The sequence below is a fragment of the Prosthecobacter gellanilyticus genome, from assembly GCF_007992435.1.
Lineage (GTDB): Bacteria > Verrucomicrobiota > Verrucomicrobiia > Verrucomicrobiales > Verrucomicrobiaceae > Prosthecobacter > Prosthecobacter gellanilyticus.
Map to the genome: position 1 here is coordinate 1 of NZ_BKAG01000046.1, position 23,747 is coordinate 23,747.

22 protein-coding genes are annotated in these 23,747 nt (G+C 59.8%); 14 read left to right on the forward strand and 8 right to left on the reverse strand.

Annotated features, from left to right (window positions below):
• Nucleotides 1–140: 140 nt before the first annotated feature.
• Both BGE01nite_RS22775 and BGE01nite_RS22780 read left to right on the forward strand, forming a co-directional pair.
• Entirely contained in the window at nt 141–974 is an 834-nt protein-coding gene (locus tag BGE01nite_RS22775; protein ID WP_170266990.1) for an AraC family transcriptional regulator, read from the forward strand.
• 94 nt (nt 975–1,068) lie between these two features.
• Nucleotides 1,069–2,412 (forward strand): DUF1501 domain-containing protein, encoded by a 1,344-nt coding sequence (locus tag BGE01nite_RS22780; RefSeq protein WP_218033072.1) that lies wholly within the window; start codon nt 1,069–1,071, stop codon nt 2,410–2,412.
• A 37-nt stretch (nt 2,413–2,449) separates the two neighbouring features.
• Here BGE01nite_RS22780 and BGE01nite_RS22785 read toward each other — a convergent pair whose 3' ends face one another.
• From BGE01nite_RS22785 to BGE01nite_RS22795, 3 genes are all read right to left on the reverse strand, one after another.
• Nucleotides 2,450–2,884, reverse strand: coding sequence for a hypothetical protein (locus BGE01nite_RS22785; protein ID WP_146854046.1), 435 nt, complete (start codon nt 2,882–2,884; stop codon nt 2,450–2,452).
• 63 nt (nt 2,885–2,947) lie between these two features.
• Nucleotides 2,948–4,399, reverse strand: coding sequence for a Gfo/Idh/MocA family protein (locus BGE01nite_RS22790; protein ID WP_146854048.1), 1,452 nt, complete (start codon nt 4,397–4,399; stop codon nt 2,948–2,950).
• A 186-nt stretch (nt 4,400–4,585) separates the two neighbouring features.
• The gene (locus BGE01nite_RS22795) at nt 4,586–5,707 is read right to left on the reverse strand and encodes a sialidase family protein (RefSeq protein WP_146854050.1); all 1,122 of its coding nucleotides are present in this window, start codon (nt 5,705–5,707) and stop codon (nt 4,586–4,588) included.
• Nucleotides 5,708–5,831: 124 nt separating this feature from the next.
• Here BGE01nite_RS22795 and BGE01nite_RS22800 point away from each other — a divergent pair, with 124 nt between their 5' ends.
• Together BGE01nite_RS22800 and BGE01nite_RS22805 are read left to right on the forward strand one after the other, a co-directional pair.
• Nucleotides 5,832–6,602, forward strand: coding sequence for an SDR family NAD(P)-dependent oxidoreductase (locus BGE01nite_RS22800; protein WP_146854128.1), 771 nt, complete (start codon nt 5,832–5,834; stop codon nt 6,600–6,602).
• A 23-nt stretch (nt 6,603–6,625) separates the two neighbouring features.
• Nucleotides 6,626–7,951: an FtsX-like permease family protein gene (locus tag BGE01nite_RS22805; RefSeq protein WP_146854052.1), complete on the forward strand. Its 1,326-nt coding sequence runs from the start codon at nt 6,626–6,628 to the stop codon at nt 7,949–7,951.
• Between the two features lie 87 nt (nt 7,952–8,038).
• On the opposite strand, the gene BGE01nite_RS22810 is transcribed toward BGE01nite_RS22805, so the two are convergent.
• The 5 genes from BGE01nite_RS22810 to BGE01nite_RS22830 all read right to left on the reverse strand — a co-directional run bounded on the left by BGE01nite_RS22810 (nt 8,039) and on the right by BGE01nite_RS22830 (nt 17,304).
• Nucleotides 8,039–9,205, reverse strand: coding sequence for a diflavin oxidoreductase (locus tag BGE01nite_RS22810; protein WP_146854054.1), 1,167 nt, complete (start codon nt 9,203–9,205; stop codon nt 8,039–8,041).
• Between the two features lie 120 nt (nt 9,206–9,325).
• Nucleotides 9,326–10,588, reverse strand: coding sequence for a DUF1552 domain-containing protein (locus tag BGE01nite_RS22815; protein ID WP_146854056.1), 1,263 nt, complete (start codon nt 10,586–10,588; stop codon nt 9,326–9,328).
• A 158-nt stretch (nt 10,589–10,746) separates the two neighbouring features.
• A complete protein-coding gene (locus tag BGE01nite_RS22820; protein ID WP_146854057.1) occupies nt 10,747–12,894 on the reverse strand; it encodes a tetratricopeptide repeat protein in 2,148 nt (715 codons plus the stop codon).
• A gap of 80 nt (nt 12,895–12,974) precedes the next feature.
• Nucleotides 12,975–15,128, reverse strand: a complete 2,154-nt coding sequence (locus tag BGE01nite_RS22825) for a hypothetical protein (protein ID WP_146854059.1) — start codon at nt 15,126–15,128, stop codon at nt 12,975–12,977.
• 61 nt (nt 15,129–15,189) lie between these two features.
• A complete protein-coding gene (locus BGE01nite_RS22830; protein WP_218033074.1) occupies nt 15,190–17,304 on the reverse strand; it encodes a prolyl oligopeptidase family serine peptidase in 2,115 nt (704 codons plus the stop codon).
• Between the two features lie 110 nt (nt 17,305–17,414).
• Between BGE01nite_RS22830 and BGE01nite_RS22835 the strand changes: the two genes are divergently transcribed.
• The 10 genes from BGE01nite_RS22835 to BGE01nite_RS22880 all read left to right on the forward strand — a co-directional run bounded on the left by BGE01nite_RS22835 (nt 17,415) and on the right by BGE01nite_RS22880 (nt 23,711).
• Nucleotides 17,415–17,840, forward strand: a complete 426-nt coding sequence (locus BGE01nite_RS22835; RefSeq protein ID WP_146854061.1) for a hypothetical protein — start codon at nt 17,415–17,417, stop codon at nt 17,838–17,840.
• Between the two features lie 265 nt (nt 17,841–18,105).
• Nucleotides 18,106–18,735: a TetR/AcrR family transcriptional regulator gene (locus BGE01nite_RS22840; protein ID WP_146854063.1), complete on the forward strand. Its 630-nt coding sequence runs from the start codon at nt 18,106–18,108 to the stop codon at nt 18,733–18,735.
• 30 nt (nt 18,736–18,765) lie between these two features.
• On the forward strand, nt 18,766–19,239 hold the full coding sequence (locus BGE01nite_RS22845) for a VOC family protein (RefSeq protein WP_146854065.1): 474 nt from the start codon (nt 18,766–18,768) through the stop codon (nt 19,237–19,239).
• A 65-nt stretch (nt 19,240–19,304) separates the two neighbouring features.
• Nucleotides 19,305–19,913, forward strand: coding sequence for an SRPBCC family protein (locus tag BGE01nite_RS22850; RefSeq protein ID WP_146854067.1), 609 nt, complete (start codon nt 19,305–19,307; stop codon nt 19,911–19,913).
• A 27-nt stretch (nt 19,914–19,940) separates the two neighbouring features.
• Entirely contained in the window at nt 19,941–20,405 is a 465-nt protein-coding gene (locus tag BGE01nite_RS22855; RefSeq protein WP_146854069.1) for a GyrI-like domain-containing protein, read from the forward strand.
• A gap of 3 nt (nt 20,406–20,408) precedes the next feature.
• Nucleotides 20,409–21,182, forward strand: a complete 774-nt coding sequence (locus BGE01nite_RS22860) for a DUF899 domain-containing protein (protein WP_146854071.1) — start codon at nt 20,409–20,411, stop codon at nt 21,180–21,182.
• A gap of 56 nt (nt 21,183–21,238) precedes the next feature.
• Nucleotides 21,239–22,009, forward strand: a complete 771-nt coding sequence (locus BGE01nite_RS22865; RefSeq protein ID WP_146854073.1) for a DUF899 domain-containing protein — start codon at nt 21,239–21,241, stop codon at nt 22,007–22,009.
• Nucleotides 22,006–22,260 (forward strand): hypothetical protein, encoded by a 255-nt coding sequence (locus tag BGE01nite_RS22870; RefSeq protein WP_146854075.1) that lies wholly within the window; start codon nt 22,006–22,008, stop codon nt 22,258–22,260. Before BGE01nite_RS22865 ends, BGE01nite_RS22870 begins: the two co-directional genes overlap by 4 nt.
• A 64-nt stretch (nt 22,261–22,324) precedes the next feature.
• Complete coding sequence (locus tag BGE01nite_RS22875; RefSeq protein WP_146854077.1) at nt 22,325–23,248, forward strand: helix-turn-helix domain-containing protein; 924 nt, start codon at nt 22,325–22,327, stop codon at nt 23,246–23,248.
• The gene (locus BGE01nite_RS22880; protein ID WP_146854079.1) at nt 23,226–23,711 is read left to right on the forward strand and encodes an SRPBCC family protein; all 486 of its coding nucleotides are present in this window, start codon (nt 23,226–23,228) and stop codon (nt 23,709–23,711) included. The genes BGE01nite_RS22875 and BGE01nite_RS22880 overlap by 23 nt, the downstream gene beginning before the upstream one ends.
• Nucleotides 23,712–23,747 lie beyond the last annotated feature (36 nt).

The window sequence follows — 23,747 nt, forward strand, 5'->3', positions numbered from 1 at the left end:
AGCGCTGGTGGAGATGTCAGCCATGGTCGTGGGTGTGTTCGTGGTTGGTGGGTTAAATGGGGCGGCGCGATTCATATTCACCCCTGCCTTGCCTTCCATGCCAGCATCGGCCAGAGTTGTGTCGTATTTCGCAATCGGTCATGTCCACCAAGCCCTCCATCCTCAGTGTCGTGCCGGTTGGCGCGGCGCATCGTGTGCAGGGGCACCGGGCGGTGACGCTGCCGGGGGTGACGGTGGACATCCTGACCACGCGGCAGATCGAGCTTCAGCAGTGGGAACTGCATCGGCTGAATGACCCCTACTGGCGGCTGTACTGGCCCATGGAGGAGGGCGGCATCATCGAGATCAATGAGGAGGTCACGGCGCTGAAACCGGGCACGGTGTATCTGATCCCGCCACACACGACCTTCAGCACCACAACGAGCCAGCCCTTCAGCAAGTGGTACTCGCACTTCAATCTCGGGCCGCTGGCGGATCGCGCGGCACCGGGGATCTATGCTTTTCCTGTCACCGCTCCGCTGCGGACTCTGCTGCGTGAGGTGATCAAGCTCGGTGACCAGCCGGGCAAGGCTTCATTCCCCTGGGTGTCCATCCTGCTGGTGACGGAACTGGTCAAAAAGCTGCCGGTGAGCGTGTGGGAGCAGCAACGGCTGGATCCGCGTGTGCTGAAGGCCATGGAGTTCATGAACCAGCATCTCGGCTTAAAACTCACGGCGGAGCAGATCGCCCGGCATGCGGGGCTGAGTGTGCGAAATCTGAACCATCTGTTCCAACAAGAATTGCATCTGCCACCGATGCGCGTGCTTTTGGACTACCGGCTGGATGAGGCCTGCCGCCTGCTCCGGCACACGGACGACAGCATTGAGAACATCGCCGAGGACTGCGGACTGGTGAACCGGCACTACTTCAGCCGCATGCTGCGGCAGTATCGGAACACCTCGCCAGCGGCCTATCGGCAGGAAAGTCTGGGCTGAAATCAAGAGCCCCCGGAGTGGCGACGTATGTGTGGCTATGCCCTCGTCCGGTCATGGCTGTTCTGGTCACGGAGAAGCGCACGCATTCACCTTCATGAATCCGCGTGTGAGGGATGGTGTCGTCGTGCATGGACGTCGTTCGGTGCTGAAGACGAGCCTGGCAGGACTCGGTGGACTGACGTTGCCCGGCCTGATGAAGCTGCGAGCTGAGGGCACGGCCACGAAGAGTGGCAAGTCAGTGATCTTGCTCTGGATGACAGGTGGTCCGTCTCACATCGATACCTGGGATCCGAAGCCCGACCGACCGATCGAGAATCGCGGACCTTTCAAGACCATCCCGACCCGGCTGCCCGGGGTGCGCATCTGCGAGTTCCTGCCGAAGCAGGCGGCGATGCTGGACAAGTTTACGGTCATCCGTTCCGTGGACTGCCGATTCAGCAATCATGAGCCGAACATGGTCATGCAGACGGCGAACCTCGCCAACGAGCCGCGCACGAATCCAAAGGCCAAACTTTATCCTTCGTTTGGCAGCATCGTGGCGAAGCATCATGGCGCGAATCATCCGGCCATGCCGCCTTATGTAGTGCTGAACATGAAGTCGCGGTCACATGTGGCCTGGGGCGGTTATCTCGGCACGCAGTATGATCCTTTCGATGGCAACAATGCGACGAAGCTTTTTCAACTGCCTGCAGGCCTCACGATGGATCGCCTGCATGCGCGCCAGGCGCTGAGCAAGCAGATGGACGGACTGCGTGCGGAGATTGATGCGAGCGGCATGATGGGGGCCATGGACAGCTTTGGGCAGAAGGCTTTTGACATTGTCGCCGGCGGTCGGGCGCAGGAGGCTTTTGATCTGGAGAAAGAGCCGAAGAAGATCCGGGATCGCTACGGTGAGCATGACTGGGCCAAACAAGCTTTGCTCGCACGCCGGTTGGTGGAGCGCGGATCGTCCTTCGTCACCATCGATCTGAGCAATCACGGTGCCTCAGGCACCTGGGACAATCATGGCGACAACATCCCGCCTTATGGCGGCATCTGGAATGGCCTGCGCCCCTTGCTGCCGGTGTTTGATCATGTGATCACGACACTCGTCAGTGATCTCGGTGAGCGCGGAATGCTGGATGACACGCTGGTGATCGCGATGGGCGAGTTTGGCCGAACGCCGAACCTCGGGACCCAAGGCAGCACGGATGGCCGCAACCACTGGCCCGTGGTGATGAGCATGTGCCTGGCCGGTGGCGGGTTCAGGCACGGGCAGGTCATAGGCTCCTCCACAAAAGATGGGGCAGAGATTGACGAGCGTGCCGTGACACCGAGTGATCTCGCTGCCACCATCTTCCACCACATGGGCGTGCCGCAGGATGTGACCTATGCCGACCACCAGGGCCGGCCTAACTTCATGATCGATCAGGGCAGGCCGTTGGTGGAGTTGATTTGAGCGACAGGAGTGTGCGTGAAACTCCTGATGCACGCAATCACTTCGACGGCGCAACAGTCTGTGCATCCTGCGCAGGTTTGGCAAGGATGGCTGGAAGGGCGAGGCAGGTCGTCACACAGAGCCATGTCATGCAGCTCATGACGGAGAATGTGACCACCCAGGCGATTACTTTAGTCACTGGTCGACGAACCGCCTGCCATCCGGGCCACAAATTCTCCAGGGCGATGAAGAAGAGGATAATAGCGATGATGATGAAGTTAAAGTTGTCCACAAAGGTGTGGCAGAGGCCGATCACCCATTCCGCTTTGGACACTCGCGCTCCAGCCACTTTCCAGATCTGCTCGACCTTGGGAAGAAGGACGAAGCTGGCGAAGATGACAAAGAGTGCCGACGGCACTCCGTAGGCGAGAAGATGAAGATAGGGCCGAAGACCTTTGTCTGTCTTTTTGGCTGCGAGAGGTGATGGTGTCATGTGCCAGCAGCCTAATCGATATGGCTGCCAGCATACAAGCGCTCAGTTTACATGGGGTGAAGGCTAAACCTCCGGCAGCTCAAACCCGGCCGCATACTCTTCTTCGCAAAGTTTGTTCGCCTCGGCGGCGAACTCGCCGGTGAAGCGGTTGCTGGCGGCATCGAAGTCGAGCCAGGGGCCTGCGATGATGGGCTGCTGGGCGAGGTCGAGGCCGTTGTTGGAGAGGTTTTTCAGGAACTCGGCATAAAGCTCCTGGCCGAGCTTGTCGCCTTCGAGGCGCTCCTTGATCTGCTCCGGCTTCATGGCCTTGCCGACACGGTAGGAGACGTTGGCGAGATGGGACAGGCAGGCGGCGTGATGACCGTGACGGATGTGCAGAACGTCCTTCGTGTATTTGCCGGCGCGGACGCTGTCGATGAAGTTCTTCATGTGGTCGGGGCCGGTGAGGAAGTTCTCGAACTTCATGATGGCCTTGCCTTCGTGATCATAGGCCTTGGACTCAGCCACGTAACCGCCTTCGCAGTGGATGATGTTGCCGGTGCGGATGCCTTTGTAGGGTGGCTCGCCGCTCTTGGGATCCACATTGCGCATGGGCAGGCCGAACTTGTCCATGATCAGCGGCACAGGCTCATAGGGGTGATAGGCCATCTGGCAGTTCGCGCTCTGGCCGTCATCTACATAACCCCAGCGATTGCCAAAGCTCATCACGCGTTTCGGCAGAGTGTCCGGATCACCGAGTGCCCAGCGTGCCACGTCATACTGATGCGGGCCCTGGTTGCCGATATCGCCGCCGCCATAGGGCCACTGCCAGTGCCAGTCATAGTGGAACTGCTTGCGCATGAGGGGCAGCTCCGGACGTGGCGCGGACCAGAGCTTGTAATCCACCGTGGCGGGTGGTTGCTGAGGTCCATCGACCTTGTCGATGCTCATGCGCAGGCCGTGCACGACGGCATGGGAGAGCTTGGGTTTGCCGATGTGACCTTCCTTCACCCACTGCATGGCGGAGGCCCAGCCCTCGTCCGAGCGGCGCTGCATGCCATGCTGCACCACGATGCCTTTCGCGGCGGCCTTGGTGGCGGCAGCCATGAGCTTGGCGCTTTCGATGAGGTTGTGGCTCACGGGTTTTTCCACATACACGTGCTTGCCATGCTGCAGGGCAGTTAGCGCGATCAGAACATGGCTGTGGTTAGGCGTGGCGATGGTGACAGCATCCACGTCCTTGTCCGCGCAGCATTCGCGGAAGTCGCGGTAGGTCTTGACCCTGATGTTGCTCTTCGCGAGCTCGGCGACCTTCTTGTCCACCACGGCGGAATCGACATCGCAAAGCGCCACGAGCCGCACGCCGGGGACTTTGAGCAGTTCCTTGATGTGACCGCCGCCGCGACCTCGGAATCCGATGACGGCAACCCGCACATCTCCATTGGCACCGAGCGGTGCGCCCCAGGCGGGCAGTGAAACAGCTCCGGCAAGGGAGGTGGCGAGGAAATGACGGCGTGAGGTGGTGGTCGCATTCATGGCGCGGACAATACGCACGTCACCTGCGCTCCTTTGCTTGGCAGAGCCGAATGTGTTTACGGAGACTCTGATTCAACCACAGAGAACACAGAGGGACACAGAGTATGATTTTCAGGCCTCTGTGCTTCTCTGTGTGCTCTGTGGTGAAAAGGATCTCTATCTGGCTCTAGGCGGATCAGCTTCTCTTCACTTCTTCACCAGCGCATCCGTGGTCTTCAGGTCAAAGCGCAGGCTGACGACGCTGTGCTTCGCTTTGCCCGGAGCATACTTGACATAGGTTGTGGCGACGATGGTGCCATCGGGCAGGAGCTCCATGCCGGGGTAGCCGCAGTCACCGCCGGCATTGCTGTGCAGCAGTTTCACGCGATACTGGCCGGGCTTGGTGTTCTTGATGTCATCATAGGTGCCGACCCAGGCGACGAAGTGGCCTTTGGTCGGGCTCTTCAAGGCTTGATCGCGAAAGGCGACGACCATGCGACCATCCTTCGTGAAGACGCCCATGTGACGATCTCCGGTTAGGCCCCAGGAGGTGTTCACAGGAGTGCTCCAGGTCTGGCCTTCATCGCGGCTGAACATGACGAGGCTGCGCTCTTTGTGGGTATTTTCGCGGAGCAGGGTGCAAAGCTCGCTGCCATCGGGAGAGCGGAAGACAAAGGGTTCGCAGGGGTTCTTGCCCTCCACTTTCGCGACGACTTTGGGTTCGCTCCAGGTGAAGCCGCCGTCAGCGGTGATGGTTTGCAGGACTTCCAGAGGGGCTTTGTCCGCACCATCGGGACCTTTGTGATAAAGGCCGAGATAGCGGCCATCTTTGAGGCGCACGATGCTGCTGAAGGTCATCACGCAGCGGAATCCGAGCGGTGGCATTTCCTTCCAGGTCTTGCCAGCGTCCTCGCTCATGATGCTGGGCATGCCAGGGCCTTTGCGCGTGTCCTTCGCCGCGGAGAAAACCCACAGGCGCTCTTTGCCCGCAGGATCGGTCATGCGATAGATGCTGGGGCAGTTGAGATGGGTTTTGAAGCCGGGAGGCATGGTGTCGTCCATGCGAGTCCAGGTCACTCCGCCGTCATCACTGCGGGCCATGGGGCCGGCGGCACCACCGTGATTGATGCACCAGACGCAGAAGATGGTTTTGCCATCGGGCATCGAAACGGTGGTCGGGTGACCTTGATAGACCTCCTCAGTGCCTGCGGCGATGATGGTGTGCCGCTCCTTTTGATCCGAGATGTCCACGATAGGCAGATCGGGCTTGTCTTCGGCAAAGGAAGCGAGTGCAACAAAGGCGAGAAGGGCTGGAAGGAGACGGTTCATGCGAGTGCGAGTCAACCCGACTCGAGCGACATCTCTTTCGTGGTCTGTTCTTTTGGCCATCACGTGATGACACCTGTGAATGTGCGCTTTGCCATGCCGTGCGTTGTGACATAGTCGGCCCATGATGGATCTACATCTCAAAGGTCAGACCGTTGCTGTCATCGGTGCCGCGAGGGGCATCGGCCGCGCTATTGCCGAGGGTTTTGTCGCCGAGGGCTGCCAGGTGCACGGGTTTGATTTCAATGTGCAGGCGGGACCTGCGGAAGGCATGCGCGGGCTGCATCAGGGTGATGTGGCTTCTTTGGAGCAGGTGCGTGCCTTTGCGGACACCTTGGCAGAGGTGGATCACGTGATCTTTTGCGTCGGTGTTGGTTCGGGGAAGTTTGGCTTTCCGTTTTGGAATCTGGAGCCTTCGGACTGGTCGCGTGTGCTGGAGGTGAACCTCATTGGCGCGGTGAATGTGGCTCACACTTTTGCTCCCAAGCTCATTTCGCGTGGCAAGGGCTCGATGCTGTTTCTGGTGTCTGTGGCGGGGCAGATCGGCTCGCAAACGGACCCGCCATATAGCGCTTCGAAGGCAGGCTTGATCAACTTTACCCAATGCGCGGCGAAGGATCTGGGGCCCTACAATGTGCGGGTGAATGCGCTGTCTCCAGGCATGGTGAAGACGGAGCTGAACCAGTCCATCTGGGCGGCAGGGCAGGCGAGGCTGCCAGAGGCGCAGCGGCAGAGCTTTGACGACTGGGCGGCGGAGAAGATCCGCAAGGTCTCGCACCTCGGGCGCTGGCAGATGCCGGAGGAGTATGCCGCCATGGCCTGCTTCCTGGCGTCTGACCACGCGAAGAACATCACCGGCCAGACGATCAATATCGACGGCGGCCAAGTCATGCGCTAACTGGCACCTCTGCGATCCCTGTCATGCCCAGCGCGCCCCTTTTCCTCGCCCTCCGCTACCTGCGTCCGAAGCGCTCGTTTGTGTCCATTATTACGCTCATCTCTATTTTGGGAGTGATGCTCGGTGTGGGCGTGCTGGTGGTGGTGATGTCCGTCTTCAAAGGCTGGCAGGTGGAGTTCAAGAAGCTGCTGCTGGGCTTCGAGCCGCACATTGTGCTCGTGCAGGATGCTCCGCCGCGTGGCGAGCTTCCAGAAGGTGTGACTCCGCCGCCGCGCCTGGACTGGCGCGAGCTGCAGAAGCAGATGCTGAAACGTCCTGGCGTGGTCTCCGCGACACCGATCGTCGAGGGCGTGGGCTTCATCCGCAATGGCAAGAGCGACCCGGAAGGTGCGCAGCTTCTCGGTCTCAAAGAAGGCACTGACAATGCGCTGCTGACCAAGCTGGAGCGTCATAAGCTGGAAGGGAAGTTTGACCTGAAGAGTGACAACATCATCATCACGGACAAGCTCGCAAAGAAGCTCAAGGTGAAGCTGGGAGACACGCTCGGAGTGCTGGCGGGCGATACCATCCGCCAGATGATCCGCGACCTGCGCGCCGCAGATGAGGAGAAGGATGCCGCGAAGGCCAAGGCCGCGAAGGAGGACATCGTGGTGGTGCCGAAGGAGTTGGTCGTCACCGCCATCCTGCGCGCAGACACGGCGGGTGAGCGCTGCTACGTACCGCTCTTCATCGGGCAGGAGCTTTACAATTATGGTGGTGATGTGAGCGGCATCGAGATCGAGCTCAGTGAGCCGGATGCGGCGGACCAGCTCTCCTATGACTGGATGAACTCCGAGCAGTGGCCCTTTGACTGGCGCCCGCGCACCTGGACGGAGAACCACGGCTTTATGCTGCAGACGGTGGAGAACCAGAAGTCACTGCTCTACTTTTTGTTATTCTTCATCATCCTCGTGGCGGCTTTCTGCGTGATGAACACGACTATCACCGTGACGGTGCAAAAGCGGAAGGAGATCGGCATCCTCACCGCGCTGGGCACGAAGGCCTCGCAGATCATCAGCATCTTTCTCACGCAGGCGGGCATCGTGGCCGCCGTGGGCATTGTGGCGGGGCTGGCGGGTGGCTTCACCGTGCTGCATTTCCGCAATGATCTGCGGCAGTGGGTGGCGGCTCAGACGGGGAGGGATTTCTTCCCGCAGGACATTTACTTTTTGAGTGAGATCCCCGCGAAGATCGAGGCGGCGGATCTGGGATCGATCTGCGGGCTGGCGCTGGTGCTATGCGTGCTGGCGGCGCTGATTCCAGCGTGGTTTGCGGCGAAGGTGGATCCGGCGGTGGCGCTGAGGGAGTAGGGAACGTAACGCTAAAGATGGTTAGGTGATGCGTCAGGTGCTCGAGGCGCCCACCCCATTGGAATGGGGTGGTACGTCCGGACCGGATCAATACACGTCGCGGCGGTAGCGCTTGGCTTCCTTGAAGGCGGCCATCCAGGCGATGGCTTCCTCGGGGGACTTGCCGCCTTCTTTTTCGAGAATGGTGTGCAGGGCTTTGTCCACATCCACAGCCATGCGGGCAGCATCACCGCAGACGTATACGATGGCGCCTTGCTGCAGCCACTCGTAGATCTCGGAGCTGTTCTCCAGCATCTTGTGCTGCACGTAGATCTTCTCCGCCTGATCACGGCTCCAGGCGGTGGTCAGCTTGGTGAGGGTCTCATTGGCTAACCAATTTTCAAACTCGTCCTTGTAGAAGAAGCAGGTCTTCTCGCTGACTTCGCCAAAGAAGAGCCAGGCCTTGCCCTTGGCCGCCGTAGCGCGGCGCTCTTGCAGGAAGGCGCGGAAGGGGGCGATGCCCGTGCCTGGCCCGATCATGATGATGGGTGTCTCTTCGTTCGGATCTGGCAGGCGGAAGCCCTTGCCATGGTTCACGAAGACAGGGATCAGCGTCTCACCCACATGCACACGATCCGCGAGGAAGGTGGAGCACACACCGCCGCGCTCGCGGCCGTGGCTCTTGTAGCGCACGGTGGCGATGGTGAGGTGCACCTCTTTGGGATGCGCCTTCTGGCTGCTGCTGATGGAGTAGAGGCGGATGTTCAGCTTCTTCTGTGTGGCGATGAATTCCTGCGGCTCAAACTTGGCTGTGGGGTTTTCCAAAAGCAGATCCACCACAAAACGGCCCCAGAGATAGCTCTTCAGGTCTTCCTTGCGATCAGGCTCCAGCAAACCAGCGAGCGCGGTATTGCCGCCGGTTTTCTCAATGATGGCCTTGATGAGCTTGTTATCGATCTCCGTGATCAGCGAGGCCTCGGTGAGGGCCTGACGGATCGGCACATCCGTGGCGTTCTTGGGATGCTTCACGATCTCTTCACCTGTGAAGCCGAGGGCCTTCAGGGTGTCATCGACCAGCGCCGGATCATTCGTGGGCTGCACGGCGAGGGAATCGCCAGGCAGATACTCCAGCTCACCGCCTTCGAGGTCGATCTCATAATGGCGGGTGTTTTTCGGCGCATCCGGATCGGAAATGTCATGCGCCTTCATCACGCGGGCGATGAAAGGGTTCTTGACGTTGTAGACGGGCTTTCCGGCGGCGGCTTCAGTGCTCATGGACAGGTTTTGGGGGGAGGAAAAACGGGCGGGAAGGTTATGGGACGGCAGCGCTGCTTGTCAATGAGCAGGCCTGTCGTTCGTTTGAGGTAGGTTGTCGGCCCTCCGGGGAGGCGGATCTTAGATGGAAAGCGTGCCCGTGCTGGTGCCGAAGCTTTCGGTCGGCACGCCTAGGTTTTGCAGCAGCTTAACAAAAAGATTGCTCATCGGCGTGTTGTTCTTCGGGTCACCTGCGATGTGCTGCCCGTGCTTGAAGCCGCCACCGGCCAGCATCATCGGCAGGTTGTGCCAGTCATGGGAGTTCGCATTGCCCAGATTGCTGCCGAAGAGCACCATGGTGCTGTCCAGCAGGCTCTTGCCAGCCTCCTGCGCGCCGTTCAGCTTCGTGAGCAGGCCATTGAGGGCGGAGATCTCCGCGCGCTCCACCAAGCGAAGCTGCGCGATCTTTTCCGGATCCTGGCCGTGATGGGAAAGGTTGTGGTGATCCTGGCTCACCCCATCGATTTTTGGCACATCGCCGCGACCCTGAATCATGACGGTGATGAGGCGCGTGCTGTCCGTCTGCAGGATCAGCGGGATGAGCTCAAACATCAGGTTGATGCGGCCGATGAGGTCCTTCTCATCGGTGATGTCCTGCGGCTGCTTCATACCCACCTGCGGCTTCGGCTTTTTGGCCCATTCCTCAGCCTTGATCAGGCGCTGCTCCATCTCGCGGACGGAGGTGAAATACTCGTCGAGCTTGTCCTTGTCAGCCGCGCCGAGACGACGCTGCACGCGCGCGGCTTCCTCACGCACGGCATCCATGATGCTGCGCCCCTCGCGGAGCTGGCGCATCTGGTTAAAAATCTCGCCCTGGGTGCCATTGAGGAAGAACTTGGCGAAGATTTTCGAGGGATGCGAATCAGCCTGCAGCATCACACCTGCGCGGCTGTAGCTCTGGCTGTTTCCGCCACCGGTGTTCAGCACCAGGGAAGGGTAGCGAGTCTCCGCGCCGAGGGTCTCCGCCGCGAGCTGGTCGATGGAGATCGTGTTGCGAAAGCCACCCATGCCCGGATGACGAGCGCTGGTGAGCCAGGTCATCTCCGAGGCATGGCCATCACGCCCATTTTGATCCGGGTGCGACATGCCGGAGAAGACCGTGAACTGCTTCCGATGATCCTTCAGCAACTCAAGGTAGGGCGAGGCCGTGTAGTTCTCTCCGGCATCCTTCGGGAAGAAATCAGGGCCGTAGATGCCGAGCGATGAGCAGACCGTGACCAGGCGCTTCGGAGCCGGAGTCGCCGCTGCTCCCATCATGCGCCGGGGCAGCATCGCGTCCAGAAACGGCAGCGCCATGGAGATGCCGGAGGAGCGGAGAAAGAGGCGGCGTGAAAGGGTGCTCATGAACTGGAAAAAGGGCGGTCAGAAACAGGAATGCCGGGAGCCTTTAAAGCAGCCCCTAAAGAGGTCATCTTCAAGCACTTTGTGGGGCTTGTTGACGGAGATGAGGGTAGCCTCACCGTGCTCGATTTCCGCACTCTAACGAGTGCGCCTGCTTGTCATCACTTCACCGTCCGCACCTCCAGCTTCCGGAAGGTCACCTTGCCACCCATGGGGATGTAGATCCCGGCCAGGGCCACGAGTCCGCGAGGCGACTCCAGTTTCAGATCTGAGGTGCGCTGCGGAGGCATGGCCACACCGTTGAAGGCATAGTCTACGTTCGGTCCATTGACGGTGAGGTGAAAGGTGTTCACGGGTTTGATCGGGGTTTCCTGCTCACCCACGCGCTTGGTGTAGAACTTGCCTGCCAGGGCCATTTTTGGCTTCTCACCGGCCTTGTGGTAGAGCACGCCGCGGACACCGCTGGCCACCGGGGGAAAGCTGGCGCGTTCAGGCTGCCAGCGCAGCATCGGTGACACGACCCAATTGTAGAACCAGTCTTTTTCGGGCGGCATGGCCATGCTCACCTCGCCTCTCATTTCCACCTGATCTCCCACCGGCACCAGAAAGGTGAGGTCGGCCTGATACACATCGCCACCGGTCAGGGTGATCTCACCGGGCACGCTCACGCTCCACTCTCCGCCGGTGCTCAGGCAGGTGGCCAGACCTGCATGCACGGGCAGGGGATGCCAGCCGCCTTTGGCAAGCTTTGCGGGCATGTCCAGAGTCGCCGTCAGCTCCTGCACATAGGTTCGGGCAGCATCGTTCTTCAAGCTCTGCGTCTGGATCTTCGCCAGCATCTCCTGAACCTTCTTCATGTTATACTGGCGGTAAGCGAGCTCCACCGCTTTGAGCTCCTCGCCCCACTCACCGGAACCAGCCGCCACGGAGATCTTCATGCCGTCAGGATGGCGGAGGAGGGAGCCTAGCTCCACGATGCTTTCGTGATCGAGTTTACCCCCCGTGGCTTTCAGGGCGCGGGCGGCCAGCGCATCATCACCGGCGAGCCAGGCCGTGATGGCTGCCAGACTCCTTTCACGCAGCGCATGAGCGGGATCGGTCTCTGCATGCTCCAGCGTGCCACGGGCAAACTCCACCACCGCATCCTTGATGGAAGGATGGGAGAAAACCCCGCGCGCATTCGCCTGCTCCACCGCGATGCGTTTGCAGGCATAGAAGAGCTGCCGCGGCACCTCCGTGTCATAGCGCTTCGTCTCCGCAAACCGGCGCGCGAGGGTGAGTACATACTGGTCACTGCCGCCCCAGCGCGCGGTGCAGGCATACGCCAGTGTGCTGTAGGCGGGCACATAGTCGAGCTGGGCTTTCACCGCCCGGTCAAACCACTCCCGCAGCTTGACCGGACCTCCGCTCGTGCCCATGACCACGCTCAGCATCTTCGCCGCTGCCTCAGGACGATCTGGACGAAGCTCCCAGGCCTTCTGCGCATGCTTCTCCGCTGCTTGCAGATGCCCTTCAAAACCTTTCCACGCATCCTCCTTCACCATTACGGCCACCTTGCCGCCGCGGATGTTCCAGGCCCATCGTGTCTCCAGATCTGCCAGCATCGTCTCCTTCACCCATTCGGAATACGCGCACTCCTCGATGGACTTTTTCAGCAGCTCTAGATTCCGCAGCTCCAGCTCGTTGCTGTTCGACAGCCAGTCGATGAAATCACGCACCAGCACGGATTCGAACTCTTGGTTATAACTCGCGTCCTTCATCGCCGCGGCCATCATCTGCGCCTGCTCATTTTGAAACGGCTCGGAGACATTCCGCTCATGGCTCTTCAGCAGGTCGATCCGTTCATCGATGATCCACGCGCGCAGCGCCGCTGGATACTGCGTGTCATCCACCCCCTTCAGTGCATGGGAGAAGCTGCGCTCATGCACACGCCAGTCCTTCTTCGGCCAGAAGAGGATCTTGTGCGCCATCAGACAGGCCAGCGGCTCCTCACAGCCGGCTTTCAGGAGTGCCTCCACCGTCTGCGTCATCCTCTTCATGGCATCCTCATTCGGTGTCTGACGGGTCAGCCAGAGCTTGAGTCCCGCGTCCGTCACCACTCGTGCCTGATCCGCCCAGGGCTTGCCCTTCCAGCGCTTCTCCGCGTCCGGCAGGAGCATCTGCTGAGCCCAGCGGAGGCGCAGCGCCTCATGATCTTTCTCTAGAAAGCCTGAGTCAGACACCTCGATCGGTCCCGTTCCCGGAAGCTCAGCATAGGCAGTCAGGACACACAAACAGCAGCTCAGAGCAGCAAGGACGGGTTGGCGCATAAGTGTGATCATTACGCCAACTGCCCGGCATCACGTCAAGCCTCCTGAGTCTTTGATTGAAAATTTGTTCGCGGAATCCGCTACAGCGCCGGGCCAGCCGTGCGCACCTCCAGCTTGCTGATCCTGATCTTCACACCCGTGGGCACATTGATCCCGGTGAAGGCCGCGAGACCCCGGGAGTTCCGGAGCCCGAAGGACTCGATGTCCTGCGGCGGCATCACCCTATCATTGAAGGTAAAGCTCATCTCATTGCCCGAGAGGCTGGCCTGGAAGGTGTTCACGGGTTTGAGCTGCACCGCTGCCTTCCCCTTGAACTGGCCGTTCCAGGGGCCTGTGACCCGGGCTTCAGGATCGCCTTTTTTCGGATGATAGGTTAGGCCGCGAAGCGCATCCGGAATCTGAAGAATCCCGGACCGCACAGGCGACCAGCGCAGGCTCGGCCCGAAGGACCAGTGCGCGAACCACTGCGTCTGCGCATTCAGCTCATACGTCACCTCGCCGCGGATCTCCAAGGCCTTGTCCACCCAGATGGGGAAGGCCAGATCCACGAAGCCTGCATCACTCCCCGTCAGCGTGATCTCACCGGGCGCCGTCACGCGCCAGGAGCCGCCGGAGGACCGGCAGGTGCTGAGCCCGGGGTAGATGGGCAGCGGCTGCCAGCCGCCCTCCTTGAGCTTCTCAGGCAGCTCCACCTCCGCGCGGATCAGCTCCACATAGTTGCGTGCATTTTCTGTCGGCAAGCTTTCCAGCTTCAGCTTTGCCAGGGTTGCCTTCATCGCCTCCACATCACGCTCGCGATACTTATGCTCGAGCTGGCGCAGACCCTCGCCCCAACCACCTTTGCCGGCAAAGACGGACGTCCGCAGCATGCTCGGATGCAGCAGCATCTCATTCAGATCCCTCGTCACGGAGGCCGGGAATTCGCGGTCCAGAGCACTCACACCGCGTTGGGCCAGCTCATCATCCCCGGCGAGCCAGGCCACCACGGCCACCAGCCCTTGCAGACGTGCGGCGCGCGCAGGATTCGTCTCCTGATGAGCCTGCAGTCCGCGCGCAAAGACGAGCGCGCTTTCCCTAACCAAAGGGTGGGAGAAAACAGCGCGCGGGTTGCCATTCTCGATCACGATCTGTTTGCAGGCCTGGAGGAACTGCTCCGGCACGTCTGTGTCATAGCGCTTCGTCTCGGCAAAGCGTTTGCCCAGCGTGAGCACCAGGCCGTCACTACCGCCCCAACGCTTCGTGCTCGCGTAGATGAGCCCGGTGTAGGCATTCCGATAATCAAACTGCGCCGCGATGGAGCGGTCAAACCACACACGTAGCTCGTCAGCCCTACCCGTGGTTCCCATCACCACCTGCAGCATGCGGCCCGCCGCCTCCGGACGTTCCGGGCGCAGTTCATGCGCTTTCTTCAAATGCTCCTCTGCTTCCTTGAGATGCGCGCGAAAGCCCTTTCTCGCGTCTTCGTTGACTTCGTTCGCGTAGCCGCTGCCGCGGATGAACCAGGCCCAGTGCACATGCACATCTCCCAGCAGACAGGCGCGGGTCCATTCACTGAGCGGACTTTCGCGGATGGCCTTTTCCAGCTTCTCAAAATGGACTGCCTCCAGTTCGGTCAGGTTCTCCATCCAGTCCAGGAAGTCACGCACCAGCACCGGCTCAAACTCCGGCGCGTAGCTGGCACTGTTCAGCGCCTGCACCAGCCGGTCCACCTGCTTCTTGTGGTAGTCGTTGTAGCGCCAGTTCGTGGTCTTGAGCCGGTCGATCTGCTGATCCTCGATCCACACCCGCAGGGCCGCAGGAACCTTCTCATCATTCACGATTTTGAAGGCCTTGTTCAAACCACGCGCGCCACCCCACCAGTCCTGTTTCAGCTGCCAGAGGATCTTGTGCGCCATCAGGCAGGCCAGCGGCTCCTCACACTCCGTCCTCACCAGTTCACGGGCCGCGGCAGCGGTCTTGTCCGCGTCCTTCTCAGCTTCACTCGGGCCGTTGAACCACAGCGCCAGCCCCTTCTGCGTCACCGCCTTGGCCTGCTCCGCCCAGGGCTTCCCCTGCCAGCTTTTCTCTGCCTCCGGCAGCAGATGCTTCTCCGCCCAGCTCATGCGAAGAGCCGCATGGTCCTTCTCCAGCGGCCCATTCTCCGGAACCAGGATGCCAGACGTTCCTGGCAGGTCAGCCGCATGGAGCAATGCCCCGCTCATCAGAGCCAGGGCCATAAGAGCGTGTATCTTCATAAAGCGCTGCATTACGTCAAACCGCGCTTGGGAGGTCAAGACTCGAGCATGGCCGTCTCACTCACTCCATTCCCAGCACCTTCCAGAGGAAGGCCCATTCGTCGGCGGTTTCTTCGATGACTTTGGTCAGGGCGGTGCCGGCACCGTGACCGGCGCTGGTTTCGATGCGGATGAGGACGGGCGGGGCGTCGGCGTCCTTGGACTGGCTTTCCTGAAGGCGGGCGGCGAACTTGAAGCTGTGGGCAGGGACCACGCGATCGTCATGATCCGCAGTTGTCACCATGGTGGCGGGGTAGCGGGTGCCGGGCTTCAGGTTGTGCAGAGGTGAGTAGGCCACGATGGCCTTGAACTCGTCCGCGTTTTCGCTGCTGCCGTAGTCGCTCTTCCAGGCCCAGCCGATGGTGAACTTGTGGAAGCGCAGCATGTCCATGACACCCACGGCGGGCAGCGCCGCGCCATAAAGTTCCGGACGCTGGGCCATGCAGGCACCGACGAGAAGACCGCCATTGCTGCCGCCCATGATGGCGAGCTTTTTGGAGGAAGTGTACTTCTCCGTCTGCAGCCACTCGGCACAGGCGATGAAGTCGTCAAAGACGTTCTGCTTGCGCAGCTTCGTGCCGGCGAGATGCCAGTCGGCGCCATACTCACCACCGCCGCGCAGATTCGCGAGGGCATACACGCCGCCGAGCTCCAGCCAGATGGCGCGGCCTATCGAAAAGTTCGGCGTGAGGCTGATGTCAAAGCCGCCGTAGCCGTATAGCAGGGTGGCGTTGTTGCCATCGAGCTTCAGGCCTTTCTTATACACGAGGAACATGGGCACCTTGGTGCCGTCCTTGCTCTTCACGAAGACCTGCTTCGTTTCATACGGCGAGGCATCGAAGTCGACCTTCGGCTGCTTCCAGAGCGTGCTTTTGCCACTGGCGACATCGTAGCGATAGATGGCGCCTGGTGTGGTGAAGCTGGTGAAGACATAGTGCGTGGACTTGTCCTCACGCTTGCCACCGAAACCGCCGACGGTGCCGATGCCGGGTAGCTCGATGTCGCGGATCTTTTTGCCTTCGAGATCGTAGGCGGTCATGGCGCTGCGTGCGTCCTTCAGCGTCTTGCAGAGGAACTGCCCGCCCACGCAGGTGACGGTGTCGAGCTTGTCCTCGCCTTCAGGAATGAGCTCGCGCCACTGGTCGCGTGCAGGCTTGGTGAGATCGATGGCGATGACGCGGTAGCGCGGTGCCTTCAGATCGGTGTGGAAGTAGAAGGTGCTGCCGATGTTGTCGATGAAGCTGTAGGAAGCATCGAAGTCATTGAGCAGTTCCACCACCTTCGCATCAGGCTTGCCGAGTTCCTGGTAGAAGAAGCGGTTCTTCGGGTCGGTGCCATGCGTGACGGTGTAGATGAGATAAGCTCCATCTTCTGTCACGGAGGCATGCAGGCCCCAGTCGGGCTGATCGGGTCGTGCGTAGATGAGCTTGTCGTCACTCTGCGGGGTGCCGAGCTTGTGGAAGTAGACGGTCTGGTTTTTGTTCGCCTCGGTGAGGGCTGCGCCTTCCTTCGGTTTGGGGAAGCGGCTGTAATAAAAGCCGCTGCTATCCTTGGCCCAGGAGGCGCCGCTGAACTTGATCCACTCCAGCAAATCGTCCTTGTCCTTGCCGGTGGCGATGTCCTTCACGCGGAATTCCTGCCAGTCACTGCCGGCCTTCGACACACCGTAGACGAGCAGCTTGCCGTCCTTGCTCGGAGCGGTCTCGGTGAGGGAGGTGGTGCCGTCTTTGGAAAGTTTGTTAGGGTCGAGAAGCTCGCGGGCTTCTTGATCGAGCGAATCCGTCACAAACAGGACACCCTGGTTCTGCAGACCCGAGTTGCGGGTGAGGAACCACTTGCCGCCTTCTTCAAAGGGGATGCCGGTGCGCTCATAGTTCCAGGCCTTCTGCAGGCGGTCGCGGATCTCATCGCGCTTTGGAATGGCTTTGAGAAAGCCAAAGGTCACCTCGTTCTGCGCTTTGACCCAGGCCTTGGTTTCCTCGCTATTGTCATCCTCAAGCCAGCGATAGGGGTCGGCGATCTTCGTGCCGAAGTAGTCATCGGAGACTTTGTCGTCCTGGCGGGTGGCGGGGTATTTCAAAGGTTCAGCGGCAAGGGCAAGAGCGGGCATGAGGGCAAACAGCAGGCTGGTTTTCATGGTTGAGAGTGATGATGGCTATGAAACGCTCATTGTCGAAATCTCCTTGAAAATCATCTCGCCATCTCATGGTGCCGTAGGCAGGATGATCGCCTCAATCGAATAAATCCATGAGCGTCCCTCCTCAAACTCCTCAGAAGAAAGGCATGTCCTGCCTCGGTATTGGCGGCGTTGGCTGCCTTGTCATCATCCTCGCGTTCCTCGCTGCTGGCGGTTTTGTGGCCTACAAGTATGGTCCGAAAATCAAAGCTGCAGCGGAGGAGTATCAACGGGATGCCGCTTCCAGTCCTGACAAGGCGGCTGCCAAACTGGCCCTCAAGTTTATCCCAGATGTGACCATTGTCCGTGAAGACGATGCTGCCAAGACGATCACCTACAAAACAGGTGCTGCAGGCGAGGAGATGACCATGCATTATGATGGCATGACCACGGGCAAGAAGAAGCCAAAGATCACCAACAGCAAGGGTGAGGTCATCGAAGGTGGCGACGCTGCCCCAGCCCCGGCTCCTACTCCAGCCCCGCCTCCGCAGAACTGAGCCGTTCGTTCAAACTCTGAATTCCAAGGCCGGATTCCGCAAGGGATCCGGCTTTTTCGTGGGGTGTGGTTGCTGAGCAGTTCGGTTCTTCGAGACTTCCAATCACATGCTGAAGCGTGAACAACGCACTTGTGGATTCGTGCCCTGGTCAGGAATCGACCGCATGAAGGGGTGGGGGAGGCAACCGAGAAGGGAAGGGGCGCGAATTGATTGAAGAAACAAAGTTGACTTCTTCTCAAAACAAATAACATACCAACTAGTTTGTATGCAAACGCAGCCCACCACGACCAAAAGAGAGAGAAACCCTGCCGAAACCCGGCAGCGGCTGCTGGGGGCGACGGTGCAACTCATCCTGAAGCAGGGCTTTGCGGCGACGACGGTGGATCAGATCTGCGCGGAGTCGGGACTCACCAAGGGCAGCTTCTTCCACCATTTCCCAAACAAGGAGGCCATCGGGAAAGCGGCGGTGGAGTGGTGGGGCGACTTCGGCACGAACCTCTATGCGGAAGCCTGGAAGGACGAGGACATGGATCCGCTGGAGCAGTTTCACCGCATGCTGGACATCATGAGCGGCTTCACGGAGCGGCATGATGAGGTGTGTACCTGTGTGGTCGGCATGCTCTCGCAGGAACTGGCGCAGTCGCATCCAGTATTGCGCGATGGATGTGCGCATCAACTGGATGTCTGGACGGCGAATGTGGCGCGCATGCTCACTGAAGCGAAGATCAGGCACAAGCCTGATGCGTGTTTCGAGCCGGTGGATATCGCCTGGTATCTGAACAGCCTTTGGCAGGGTTCCATGCTGATCGGAAAGACACGTCAGGCACCGGAGATGATCCGGTCAAATCTGCGGCTGGCCCGTATCTGGGTAGATGGATTGCTAGGTAAATCCTAACCAAATCTGAAACCCCAACTTATCCAGACTATGAAAGCTCCTTCTTTATATCCGCCGGTCATTCCTTATCTCACCGCCTCGGATGCGGCGAAGACGATCGAGTTCTACCAAAAGGCTTTTGATGCCCAGGAACTCTACCGGCTTGTCGACAAAGGCACTGGCAAGATCGGTCATGCTGAACTCACCATCCAGGGCCAGATCATCATGATCGCTGATGAGTTTCAGGGCATGTGCACCAGTCCCAAAACCCTGAACGGTGTCACCGCCCGCATGGTAGTCATGGTGACAGACACTGATGAGGCCTACAGCAAGGCCATCAATGCCGGTGGCACCAGCATCCGTCCGCCCGCAGACCAGTTCTATGGCTTCCGCATGGCTGTGGTGGCGGACCCTTCCGGCCAGGAGTGGGCCATCCAGCAACAGGTGGAGCAGATGGAGCCTGAGGAAATGCAGCGCCGCTGGGATGCCATGGCGGACAAGTGCTCCGAGAAGAAAGAGGCCTGATAAAGGCGACCTGACCGCATCACTTCACTCCCGTTTCATCACCCCACCTCAGCCTAACAGAAATTATGATTAAAAAGATCCTGCTCACCCTGATGGCAATCATTGGCGTCATCCTGATCGCCGCCTCCTTCCAGTCGGACGACATGAACGTCAGCCGCTCCGCCACGATCAACGCAGCACCGGAAGCGGTGTATAAAGTCGTGAGCGACTTCCGTCAGTGGGATGCCTGGTCTCCCTGGTCAAAGCTCGACCCGGAGATGAAGAAGAGCATCGACATCAAGCCGGAAGGCGTGGGCTCGGTCTACAAATGGTCAGGAAACAGCGAGGTGGGAGAGGGCAGCACGACCTTGGTCGAGGCCAAGCCTAACGAAAAGGTGGGTATGAGGCTGGAGTTCGTGCGTCCGATGGAGGGCAGCAGCGATGTGCAGTTTACCTTCGTTCCGGAAGCTGCAGGCACGAAGGTGACCTGGAGCATGCAGAGCAAGAAACCATTCATCGGCAAGGTGGCGGGCCTCTTCATGGACTGCGAGAAAATGTGCGGTGACCAGTTCAGCGAGGGCCTGAACAACCTCGCGAAGGTCGTGGCTTCAGCGCCTGCTCCAGCGGTGGCCTCTGAAATCCCGCCTGTTCCTGCGCCTCCGGGTCCAGCCACACCAGCGACCGCGAATCCCTGAGTTTTTAAATCATAACATCACACGGCCATGCTCGACACACCTCATCTCGTCCAGACGGAGCCCCAGATGGCGGCCATGATTCATATCACGGTTCCCAGTGACCAGATGCAGGAGGTCATGTGCCCTGCGATCATGGAGGTGTATGAGGCCGTAAAAGCGCAGGGCATCGGCCCCACCGGCGCGCTGTTCGCGCATCATTACGGGATGAAGCCTGGCATCTTCAATTTTGATGTCGGCGTGCCAGTCTCTACTCCGGTGGAACCTGTGGGCCGTGTCATTGCCGGTGAGCTTCCTGGAGCCGTGGTCATGCGCACGCTCTACACCGGGCCTTATGAAGGCCTGGGAAGTGCGTGGGAAGACTTTCAGGAACTCGTCAAAGCTGAGGGGCGCGCGCTCGGTCCGAATCTGTGGGAGCGCTATCTCAAGGGTCCTGAGAGCGGGGAAGATCCCTCCGCTTACGTCACTGAACTCAATCAAACCATCATCCTCTGAGTCATGAAACCGCATCCTATTGCTTCTCAGGAAGGCTGGCTGGAGGCGCGCCTGGCGCTGCTGGCTCAGGAGAAGGCCCATACGCGTGCGGGGGAGGAGATCGCCCGCCAGCGCCGTGCGCTGCCGTGGGTGAAGATCACGAAGGACTACGTCTTTGACAGCACAGAGGGGAAGGTCTCGCTCGCGGATCTCTTTGACGGGCGCAGCCAGCTTTTTGTGTATCACTTTATGTTCGGCCCGGAATGGGACGAGGGCTGCACGGGCTGCTCCTATCTCTGTGATCATGTGGATGCCGCCCGCCAGCATTTTGAGCACAATGACCTCTCGTTTGTGGCCATTTCGCGTGGTCCTTTGGAAAAGCTCCAGGAATACCGTCGGCGCATGGGCTGGAAATTCCGCTGGGTTTCCGCCGCCAACACGGACTTCAACTTCGACTTCCATGTTTCCTTCCCGCCGGAGCGTGAGCATGAGGGCAGGATCACCTACAATTTCGGCACCATCGATGCCATCCCGGATCTCGACGAGCTTTCCGGCTCGAGCGTCTTTTTCAAAGACGAGGATGGGCAGATCTATCACACCTACTCCGCCTACAGCCGTGGTGATGAAGTCCTGCTCGGTGCCTACAACTTCATCGACATGGCACCCAAGGGTCGCAATGAGAACGGCCCCAATAAGAATCTGATGGACTGGGTGAAGCGCCATGACCGCTATGAGAATGACGGTCATCATGCCGAGAAGCCATGCTGCGGCTGCAAGACTGAAAGCAAAGCGGCCTGAGGAGATCCATCCGCTTCCATCACTGAACTCAATCAAACCATCGTCATCTGAATCTTATGAAACCGCATTCCGTCGTGTCCCAGGAAGAATGGCAGAACGCCGCCAAGGCGCTGCTGGCGAAAGAGAAAGAGCACAGCCGCAAGGGCGATGAGATCGCCCGTCAGCGCCGTGAACTGCCGTGGGTGAAGATCACCCAGAACTACGTTTTTGAAAGCACGGAAGGAAAAGTCTCGCTCGCGGATCTTTTCGACGGGCGCAGCCAGCTTTTCGTGTATCACTTTATGTTCGGCCCGGACTGGGAGGAAGGCTGCACGGGGTGCTCGTTCCTTTGCGATCATGTGGACGGAGCACGCCAGCATTTTGAGCATCATGACCTGTCCTTCGTGGCAGTGTCTCGCGGTCCGCTGGAAAAGCTGCAGGAATACAGGAAGCGCATGGGCTGGAAGTTTCGCTGGGTTTCCTCGGCCAACACGGACTTCAACTATGACTTCAATGTCTCCTTTCCGGCGGAGCGTGTGAAGGACGGCAAGATCACCTACAATCTCGAGACCATCGATGCTGGTGAGGACACGGAAGAGCTGCCGGGCATGAGCATCTTTTACAAAGACGAGAACGGAGAGGTCTACCACACTTATTCGTCCTTCGGCCGCGGGGGCGAGGCCATCCTCGGCGCGTACTCGTTCATCGACATGACACCGAAGGGCCGCCAGGAGAACAAGAACGGTAATCTCATGGACTGGGTGAAGCGCCATGACCGCTATGAGGATGACGGCCGTCATGCGGCGAAGTCCTGCTGCGGCTGCAACTCCGAGAGCAAAGCCGCATGAGTGCGCCCTGCCACTGTTCGCGTGAGAAGACCGCGCGCGCCGTGAAAAACGGCGCCGGCTGGATCATCCCGGGAGTGGTGCTGGCGCTCATGCCGAAGTGTCCCCTCTGCCTCGCCGCGTGGATCAGCCTTTTGTTAGGCATTGGTGTGACCACCTCCACGGCCACGGCTCTTCACGGGGGCGTGATCCTGCTGTGTGTCGTGCTTGTGACTTTCTTCCTCGTTCGTCAGCTCCTGATGCGTCCCGGCTGATCTGTTGCGAGGTCAATTTTGTTCAATACCTGCCCGAGAGCCGCCTGTAGAAATTTTCTGCGCCATGATTTACCTCACCCATCGCCCGCGAGCTCCGCTCTCCCATGCGGTGGAGGTGCTTTGGCTGTATTCGGGGTATCAACCGCCGCATCAGCTGGAGCGTGTGCTGCCCAGCGGACGTGTGGAGATGGTGATCAATCTGCGTGAGGACGTGCTGCGCTGCTATCACCCGGAGACTTTCCGGCTGCAGAAGAAGCTGCGCGGGGTGATCCTCGCCGGACCGAGACAGGAGGTGCAGATCGTGGACACGGCGCAGCAGCTGGAGATCATGGGTGTGCATTTTCTGCCGGGTGGTGCGCATGCGATGTTTGGCATGCCGGTGGATGAGCTGCGCGATCTGGACGTGCCGCTGCATGATGTGTGGGGCGAAGGCGCGGCCGATGCCTTTCGCAGCCGCGTGGCGGAAGCTCACACACCGCAGGGCAAACTGCTGGCTCTGGAGCAGGCCTTGCTGGAGCGCATGCCGCACTCGCGACAGACACATCCGGCTGTGCTGGCAGCGCTGCGCCGGCTGGATGTGGAGGCTCCGAAGGTGAATCTGGCGAACCTCGCCAGTGAGATTGGTTTGAGCTCACGGCATTTCATTGATGTCTTCTCCAATCACACAGGCCTCACACCAAAGGTGTATGCGCGTGTCAGACGCTTTCAGTCCGCGCTAAAGCAGGTGCATGCGCAGACGCGGCCGGACTGGTCAGACGTGGCCTTTGACAGCGGCTACAGTGACCAGGCGCATTTCATCCGTGACTTCAAGGCCTTCACCGGTCTCACGCCGAGCGCCTATGCGCGGCTGCGTGGGTCTGACATGCACCACGTGCCCGTGATGGAGCGCACCAAGATGTGTCCCATCCCCGTCTCAGTGACGGAGAATATTCACGAATCTTCCCCAACCCCAGATCCCCATCCTCATGCCACCGCCCACACCTGTTGAATCTTCTCTTTCGGAACGCGAACTCGTGCTCGTCCGTGAAACGGATGTGCCGCCTGAGAAACTGTATGCCGGCTGGACCACGCCGGAGCTTTACCCGCAGTGGTTTTGCCCGAAACCCTGGTATGTGAAGGATGTCGAGATGGACTTGCGCGCCGGTGGCTACAGCAAGATGACCATGTGCGGCCCGAACGGCGAGAGCTTCCCCAATGAGGGCGTGTATCTCGAGATCGTGCCGAACAAAAAGATTGTCTTCACCGATGCCTACAAGGCGAACTGGGAGCCGAATCCCAATCTGTTCTTCACCGGCATTGTCACCTTCGAGGTCTTGCCCTCGGGAAAGACCCGCTACACTGCCCGCGCCGTGCACTGGACCAAGGAGGCCTGCGAGAAACACGCCGCCATGGGCTTCAAGGACGGCTGGAGCGCGGCCTTTGACCAGCTTGTGGAACTCATGAGCAACTAAGCAAGCCCGGTCCACTTCACCCCCACCTAAAACTCG